Below are 8,791 nucleotides of genomic sequence, written 5' to 3'. Positions count from 1 at the left end.
CGATGTATGCGTCGTAATCCACGCGGACAATGTCACCCTTGGAGACCTTGATGGTCATAGATTCATCAGTCATGAGCTTCACCAGTAAACCTGATTAAGGCGAATTGGTTGATTGTTTGCCCGTAATTATATCTTTTGGTAGACCAGAATCAAATTTCGGTAAGCGAATCCACGGTCTTGCGGTCGAGCACCTTCATCAGCTCGACGATACACTTCATACATGCCTCCAGGTCCTTCATGTCGAAGGCCCCGACATGCGAATGGATGTGTCTGACAGGAACGCCGATGACCAAGGTAGGCACACCGGTCAACGAGGTATGGATGAAGGCGCCGTCGGTCCCCCCGCGAGTGACATAGGCCAACTGGTAAGGTATCTTCTTCTTTTCACACAGACCGATTACCAGCTCCTTCAGCGGTTGATTGGGTATCATGGAACCGTCGTAGACGGTGATGGAGATGCCTTCCCCCATTCGAGCGGGCGCCTGCATGGGATCGATGCCGGGCACGTCGCCGGCGATATCGACGTCCAGGACGATGGCTACGTCCGGCCGGGTGGAGGCGGCCACGGTCTTGGCCCCCCTGGCACCGGTCTCTTCCTGGACCGTTGCCGCTGACACGATACGATTGGGGTGTTTGACGTTCCCCTTCTTCAAGGCCTTGATCAGCTCCACGGCGGCGAAGGCGCCGACCCTGTCGTCGAAGGCCTTCCCGAAACAGATGGTCCTCTTACCGGCGGGCTTGCCATCCTTGAACACTTCCTTCTCCACGGTGTAGAACTTGGAATCAGGAGTGACGGCGTCGCCAAGCCTCACACCCATGGCCTGCGCCTCGTCCTTGTTGGAGGCGCCGACGTCAATGAACATCTTGTCCTTGGTCACCACCTTCTTTCTCTCCTCCATCTCCATGAGGTGGGGAGGCTTGCAGGCGATGACGCCTCTCACCGTTCCTTTTCGCGTGTGCACCATCACCCTCTGCCCCAACAGCACCTGGTCGAACCATCCCCCCAGCTGACTGAAGGACATGTACCCCAGAGGGTTGATGCCGGTGATTATGAGGCCGCACTCGTCCACGTGCCCGGCCAAGAGGACCGTTGGTCCGTCCTCCTTGCCGATCTTCTCGAACATCATGTTGCCCATCTTGTCGTTGTAGACCTTGTCGCAGTATCCTTCGACGTACTCCCGCATGAGCCGGGTGGCCCCGGCCTCGAAGCCAGACGGTCCGGGGATATCGCACAGTTCCTGCAGGAATTTCAATGAGTCCTTGTCCATGATGGTCACCTGGGCGTACTGAAAGGGCCGCCCGCCAGGTCATCGTTTCCGGGAATATAAAGAAGCGCCTATTTCAGCTGGCAAATTTAAAAAATAAGAAAAGGGGGATGGGGTCAGCGCCTTATTTTATCGCGGACCGGTTCTCACCTAGAGGCATGATTGTTCTGCCGTGAGCCTCGTTGACCACCATGGCCAAGGCGGAGTAGATGGCCGAAGCGCCGCACACCAGACCGATGCATCCGGCGATGATGGTGATCTCCTTGTTGAGCGTGAGATCGCCCAGGGCCAAGGCGAAGAATAGCACCGTCAGCGAACCGAATATGAACTGTGTGGCCCGGGTGCTCTTCAGGGTCGCGATGAAGAAGAACAGCGAATAGATGCCCCAGAGCGCCAGGAAGTACCCCATCGATGTCTTGTCGGTTATCTCCCCGATGCCCATCTGCGGCAGTATCCAGATGCCCACCAGAGTCAGCCAGAAAAGACCGTAGGAGGTGAAGGCGGCGGTGCCGAAGGTATTGCCCTTCTTCCATTCCATCATCCCAACGATGAGCTGGGCCAACCCCCCATAGAAAATACCCAACGCCAGGATGACGCTTCCCAGCGGTATGATGCCAACATTGTGCAGGTTGAGCATCACGGTGGTCATGCCAAAGCCCAATAGTCCCAGCGGGGCGGGGTTGGCGGTCAGGTCCATCAATACTCTCTTCTCAGGTCTATCGGTCAGATTGGCGTCCAAGGGCGCACCTTGATGCCGAAAAGCGTGGTTTTATTAAACCATTGTGTGGAAGTGGCAGCTTCATTACCATTCCTTGTTCTCCGAACACCATAAAAACGATTAAATCCAGAACGCCGTTCCTGATGCGAGGCCACCATAGCTCAGCTGGTAGAGCGGCTGACTTGTAATCAGCAGGCCGGGAGTTCAAATCTCCCTGGTGGCTCCATTTTTTATACTTAAGTATCATGGATAGTGATCGCCGATCGGAAAAGAACCTCCTGGCACATTATTATACGACAGATGCGGTTGGTTCCGCCCGATGGTGACGGGCGAACAAAGGATCGACGTGCAGCAGATAGGGGAGTACGTGCAACGCCACTCCTGCCCCCGCCGTTTCAAGCTTGACCTGAACGGCAGCGCCCTGGCCCGAGAGGTGCCCTTCTTTTCACGGGTGCTCAATCCTCTCGATCCGGTGCTTCAGGCCATCGGTAGGAAGAAGGAGGAGGAGTGGGAAGGGAGCCTGAGCGATGCCGGTTACGCCTCCCTTAACGACCGCAGCGCTGACCGGGAGCCCGCCCGCCTGAGATGGGAGAGCTTCGTCACCTTACTGAAAGATGCATCTCCAGGGGAACGCCTCTTCGCCCGGGAGGTGGAGATAAGCGGAAAGGTAGGAGAGTTCGCCCTCAACGGAAGGATGGACTTCGTCGTCCTAGAATGGGACGGCGGACGACCGAGACTACGGATCATCGAATGCAAGGCCAGCCGCAAGGACAAGACCTACCACCGCATCCAATTGGCCATCTATCAGATGCTGGTCCGCGAGCGGGCCGGACAGGGAGAGCTCGTCGTCGGCGGCCACTTGATCCCACCGGAGGACGTACTAGGATCGCTGGTGCGGTTGAAGGAAGAGGGGGGAACCGAGGACCTGATCTCGGCCGAGGTCCTGGACCTGGAGATGGAGAGGGAGGACGCCCGGCGCCTGCTTGCCAGGGACGGCGACCTGGAACGGATATCCAGAACGGACCTGGACGAACTGCCGTTCCAACTGGATGGCAAATGCGATTCCTGCGTGCTCAACGTGAACTGCCTGCCCGAGAGCGCCCGGCAGAAAAGACTGGAGCTCCTGGGAATGGATATCTCTACCGCCCGAACGCTGAGGGACCACGGCATCCATGACCTGGAGAGCTTGGCCGCGCTCGATGTTCGCGGCGACCAGGGCCGCCGGATCAGGGCGGTGCCGACCTTCACCGATAACCTGGAAAAGTTGGTCACCAGGGCCGCGGTCCGATCGGCCACGATGCCTGGGGGGGCCGGTCATCAGGTGGCGGCCCTTCCGGGAGCGGGGTTCGGGAACCTGCCGACACATACCATCGACGGGGAACCGCTGGTGCGGATATTCCTTTCCGTGGATTACGATTACACCGAGGACCGCATCATGGCCCTCTCGGCCCATGTGACCAACAGCGAGGGCGTGTTGGAGACCTCCGGGGAAAGGAACGCCGAGGGGAGATGGGTGCGGCGGCCGGAGGTCATGGAACGCGTACAGGAGGGCGATGGAGAGCGATCACGGGAGGTGGAAGGGTCAGAGGTCATCTTCTTCCGCGACGCCCCTTGGAGCGGGGATTACGTCCGTGACAACGAATCGGAACGTAAACTGATGGTCTCCTTCTTCAACGGACTGCTGAAAACCGTGGCCAAGGTGGGCGGCAAGGAGCGGGTGCCGCTGCATTTCTACGTTTGGTCCCGGAACGAGCTGGTCAGGCTGATCGAGGGCTGCACCCGCTGCGGCTCCGACCTGCTGGAGAGCCTGACGCACCTTCTGGGCTGCCGGGAGACGCTGGAACAGCTCATCTACAGCTGCCTGCAGGACGAGGTCTATGACCGCTACGCCACCGGCTGGACCGGACGCGGGCTGGTGGTGGCCTCCTCCCTCAAATGGTTCGGAAAGAGGTATCATTGGACACGCACCGTCGGCGACCGCACGGTGGACCTGGACCGGGCGTTCCATCAGGGATTGTTCGACTTCCATTCCCCGCTGCAACTGGACGAGGAAGGAGAATGGTCCAAGGCATCGGCGGAGGCGACCGCGTACACCGATTTCGAAGTGCGCTGCCGCTTCCATGATTCGTTGCCAGTACCGTATCTCCACGCCCTGTGGGGCACGCTTCCCGACCCGGAGGCGGCGGACATCAAGCAAAATGTGCGCAAAGCGATCCGCGAGTTCCAGAAGGCCGCCGACCCCGGAATGCTGAGGGCCTATCTGCGGGCCAGGGTGCACGCCCTGCGCTGGATGGAGGAACGCATCAAACCCAAGAACGCCAGCATCACCAAGATACCCCTGGACCTTCCCGATCTGACCTCCTTCTCCTTGGGAGTGGTAGGTCCGGCCCAGGCGGCCCTGGACCTGCTGCGCCTGGACCATCACGTTCGTCTGAACGAATGGTCGTCCGCCATGAGCCTCCCGCCCTTGGACCGGGTCATGTCCGGCGATTGTCTTCCGCTGACCAGAACGATGCTGCTCACCGAGGAGGACGAAAATGGGAGGATCGAGGACTTCCTGGTAGGACGTCTAGACCTGGAGCGGTTCGGGGAATCGGTGTCCGCGTTCCGGGACAAGACCACCGTGGAAAAGGATAGCTGGGTCAGGATAACGCCCTTCAATGGCGAGGTCTACGAAAGACAGTCGGCAGGAGATTTCCTTTACCACGGAGCGACAGGAATGATGGAGATCCTGGACTTCGACAATCTGGTGGCCAAGGTGAAGCTGATGCCCGGTCACAGGAACCGTTACGTTCTTTCCAACTCCCCGGACGTGGACGGTCTGGGGATGGTGACCTTGGACGAAAGCCCTTCCGATCACGTCTCCAACCGCGTGGACCAGCGCTTGAGCGCCTGCGGCCCGCTGCCGATATTCGGATGGTTCGACCTGTCGGCGCCCGATATCCCGGAAGTACCGTTGCTGAAGCCCGGTGATCTGAACTCTTTCACCCGACTGCTCAGGGAGTTCGTCATGGACGACCACCATCTGGGGGAGGACCAGGTCCAGGCCGTGCTGGACGGGTTGAACGCCCGCGTTCAGCTGATGCAGGGTCCCCCGGGAACTGGCAAGACGGTCACCGCGGCCGTGGCCACGTTGCTCAGGGGGCACGTGGCCGGACCCGACCAGGTCACCATGATCGCCACCAGCACCCACACCGCCGTCGATCGCCTCATGGAGGAGATAGCGGCACGGAAGGACGATCTTGAGGCGGCGCTGCTGCGGTCCGGACGGACGCCCATCCCTTTCTCGGTGGTCAGATTGGAAGGACGGCGGATCGACGAGGCCTACGTGGTGGATCTGCTGAGGTCCGTGCAAGGGAGGCACGTGTTCGTAGGAGGCACCACCAACGACGTGCTCAAGCTGGTCATGAACGCCGACAAGGCCTTCGCCAAGGGAAAGGCGCCGTCATTGAGGGCGGCCGATCTCATCGTCGACGAGGCCAGCATGATGGTCTTCCCTCACTTTCTTGCTCTTGCTACCGTCCTGAAGGAGGACGGGAGGATCATGCTGGCCGGGGACCATCGCCAGCTGTCCCCCATCCTCTCCCACGACTGGGAGGACGAGGACCGTCCCCCGGTGATCAAGTACCAGCCGCATTTCAGCGCCTACGACGCCGTGGCGGCCATAGGCAGCTCCCTTCCCGATCCGAAAGGAAGGGTGGTCCGCTCCGCTTTGGACGTGACCTACCGATTGCCTTTCGAGGTCCGGGAGCTCATTTCCGGGCTGTACAGATGGGACGACATCGAGCTCGGGGGTTCGAAGCCCTTCGTCCAGCGTAGCCTGGCGCCGACGGACGACATGTGGTCCACGGTGTGGCAGGACGGCGGCGTGTTCCTAGTGGTGCACGACGAGGACCGGTCCAAGAAGCTGAACGTGTTCGAGGCCGACGTCATCGAACGCATCGTGGAACGGATGACCGGGGACAAGGGATCGGTGGCGGTCATGACCCCGCACCGGGCGCAGCGGACGTTGTTGCGGGAGCGGCTGTCGCAGTACGATGTCCAGGTGGACATCATCGATACGGTGGAAAGGTTGCAGGGCGGAGAGCGGCCGACCATAATCGTTTCCGGCACGCAGAGCGATCCCTCATCGATCGCCAGCACCGCGGAGTTCATACTGGACCTGAACCGCACCAACGTGATCTTCTCCAGGGCCAAGGAGCGATTGGTGGTGGTATGCTCCCGGGCCTTGCTCGACAGCGTGCCAGCGGAGACGAAGCACTACCGTTCGGCCTACCTCTGGAAGAGACTGCGGGATTTCTGCTCCTGCAGGCTGCGCTCCGAAGAGATCGACGGGCACCTGGTGGAGATGTTCGTCCCCGGGACCATGTCCGCGGAGGATGTTCCGGTCCGTGGCGGCATCGAGGACCTGTCCGAGATCGGAGAGGTCCCGGAGCTAGTGCCGGCCTTCGAACCGTCCTCCGGAACGAGGGGTCCGGAAGCAGCCGATGGACCGGTTCCGAACCTGCCAGATCCTCCTAGGACCCCGGCGGCCATCGTCGGCCCGCCGCCCATCGACGCCGTGGTCGTGGACGGGAACGACGTTTCCAGGCATGGAGATCATATCAAGGCGCCTTCGGCGGGACAGTTGGAACGGTGCTATCAGGAACTGAAAGGCTCGTACGGCTTCAGCAAGGTGTTCGTGATAGCGGGACCAAGGCTGCGTAAGGATATGGGGGAGGAAGAGCACGCATCGATGGGACGGTGGTTCGCCGATGAGTCCCGCCGGACCGGAACGACTATATTATTGGAGGACGCGGTCGGCGACGACCGCTCCATCATCGATCTGGCCGTGGACGAGGACCTCCTCTTGCTCACCAATGACCGGTTCCAGGACCTGGTCCGGGACGATCCCGAGCTCAAGTTCGAGGTAGGGACCAGAACGGTGCGGTATACCATCGTAGAAGGGAAACTGATCATCGAACGTTGGCCGGAATATTCCGTGATGTGATCATACCGGGTTCGCATCGATCGCCAGCGACGAATGGCCCGAGCATCCGTTCACCCGGACCAGGCACGCTCCCTGTTAGACCAATGAACCTCAATCGAGCCAGACGGTGTCCGCTTCCTTGAACCCCACCTTGAGCACCAGTATGCGGAAGTCGTTCTTGATGACCGGGTTTCCGTGCACGTCCTCAGGTTCGCACACCAGGCAATCGCCTTCGTTCATCACCACCGATTGACCGTTGATCACGAAGGGCGCCGGCCCCTGCAGACAGAAGAATATCTCCCTGGTGACCTTGTGGAAGTGGAAGGCGACCTTGTCCCCGGCGATGAACTGGACCTCCTGCAGAAGCGTCCCCTTCACGCCGATGTCCTCGGCCTCCAAAACTATGCGCTTCAAGTAGCCGTCGCCGGACACCTCCTTGTATCCGGAACGGGGGGCCGATCTCATTTACTTCCCCCGATGACCTTCGATATGCATTCCTCCAGGATGTCCATTCCCCCGTCGAGGTTCTCATCGGCGATGGTCAATGGAGGTATCAGCCTGATGCCGGATTTCCCGCAACCGAGCAGGATCAATCCCTTCTTGAACGCCAGTTCGCCTACCTCGTTTCGCAGTTTGACCGCCGGCGTCTTGCTATTGCGGTCCTCCACGAACACCAGGGCGCGCATCATTCCCAGACCGCGGACGTCGCCCACCATCTCGAAGCGCTCCTTGATCTCCTCCAGGCGCTTCCGCATCACCTCACCCTTGCGCGCCGCCTGCTGGACGACCTTCTCCTTCTCGATCACGTCCAAGGTGGCCATCGACCCGGCGCAGGCCACGCAGTTCCCTCCGTAGGTATTGGAATGCGCCCCGGAGCTCTTCCAGTCCAGCTCCTTTTTGAACACCGTGGCGGCGATGGGCATGCCCGAACCCAGCGATTTGGCCATGCAGGTGATGTCCGGCTCCACGCCGAAATGCTCGATGGCCCACATCTTGCCGCTCCTTCCCATTCCCGCCTGGACCTCGTCGTCCACCGTCAGTATGCCGTACTTTCGGCATATCTTGGCGATCTCTGGCAGGAACTCCTTGGGCGGCACGACATAGCCGCCTTCCCCTTGCACCGGTTCCATGAACAGCGCGGCCACCTCGTCCGGGGGCACCAGGGCGTCCAGGTACACCTCGTCCAGTATCTTGGCGCACCACATACCGCATGATGGATACTCCTGATGATAGGGGCACCGGTAACAGTTGGCGTATGGAATGTGGGTCACCCCCGGCACCGTCGGGAAGTACCTGGCCCGCTGCACCCGTTTGCTGCAGGTGAGCGATAGCGCCCCCAAGGTCCGTCCGTGGAACGCCCCTATGAATGCGATGTACTGCTTGCGACCGCTGCTCCATCGAGCGATCTTCATGGCCGCTTCGACGCTCTCCGCCCCGCTGTTGCTCAGGAAGACCTTCTTCTCCGAAGGTCCGGGGGCGATCTGCGCCAGTCGTTTGACCAATCGGGACTGGACGTCGTAATAGTAGTCCGTTCCGGCGAAATGCATGACCTTGGCGGCCTGTTCCTGCACGGCCTTCACGACGGCAGGATGGCAGTGCCCGATGTTCATTACCGAGACACCGCTGGCAAAATCCAGGAAAAGGTTCCCGTCGACATCCCAGACCTTCTCGCCCTGGGCCCGTTCGACGGCCAATGGCGCGGACTTGGTGACGGTAGCTAGATAGTGCTCGTCCATCTCAACGATCTTCTTTGCGATTGGTCCAGGAGGTTCAACTATGATATTGGGAACTTTCGTCACGATGCTCACTCTTGCCGTCCCTTGATACGGGTCCAACGCA

General features: G+C 60.3%; 5 protein-coding genes and 1 tRNA gene. 2 read left to right on the top strand and 4 right to left on the bottom strand.

The window, feature by feature from the left end; translation table 11 throughout:
• Positions 1–149: 149 nt before the first annotated feature.
• Together VMW85_06340 and VMW85_06335 are read right to left on the bottom strand one after the other, a co-directional pair.
• Entirely contained in the window at positions 150–1,268 is a 1,119-nt protein-coding gene (locus VMW85_06340; GenBank protein ID HUT27646.1) for a M42 family metallopeptidase, read from the bottom strand.
• Positions 1,269–1,389: 121 nt separating this feature from the next.
• Positions 1,390–2,004 carry an acetate uptake transporter gene (locus tag VMW85_06335; protein HUT27645.1) on the bottom strand — a complete coding sequence of 205 codons (615 nt, stop codon included), beginning with the start codon at positions 2,002–2,004 and terminating at the stop codon, positions 1,390–1,392.
• A 129-nt stretch (positions 2,005–2,133) separates the two neighbouring features.
• Here VMW85_06335 and VMW85_06330 point away from each other — a divergent pair.
• A tRNA-Thr gene (locus VMW85_06330) sits at positions 2,134–2,209 on the top strand.
• Positions 2,210–2,302: 93 nt separating this feature from the next.
• Complete coding sequence (locus VMW85_06325; GenBank protein HUT27644.1) at positions 2,303–6,973, top strand: AAA domain-containing protein; 4,671 nt, start codon at positions 2,303–2,305, stop codon at positions 6,971–6,973.
• Between the two features lie 90 nt (positions 6,974–7,063).
• On the opposite strand, the gene VMW85_06320 is transcribed toward VMW85_06325, so the two are convergent.
• The gene (locus tag VMW85_06320; protein ID HUT27643.1) at positions 7,064–7,417 is read right to left on the bottom strand and encodes a cupin domain-containing protein; all 354 of its coding nucleotides are present in this window, start codon (positions 7,415–7,417) and stop codon (positions 7,064–7,066) included.
• Positions 7,414–8,760 carry an acetyl ornithine aminotransferase family protein gene (locus VMW85_06315; protein ID HUT27642.1) on the bottom strand — a complete coding sequence of 449 codons (1,347 nt, stop codon included), beginning with the start codon at positions 8,758–8,760 and terminating at the stop codon, positions 7,414–7,416. The genes VMW85_06320 and VMW85_06315 overlap by 4 nt, the downstream gene beginning before the upstream one ends.
• Between the last annotated feature and the right edge of the window lie 31 nt (positions 8,761–8,791).

The organism is Methanomassiliicoccales archaeon, from assembly GCA_035527755.1.
Lineage (GTDB): Archaea > Thermoplasmatota > Thermoplasmata > Methanomassiliicoccales > UBA472 > UBA472.
Note: the sequence above shows the minus strand (reverse complement) of the source record. Positions and strands in the feature narration are given on the sequence as shown.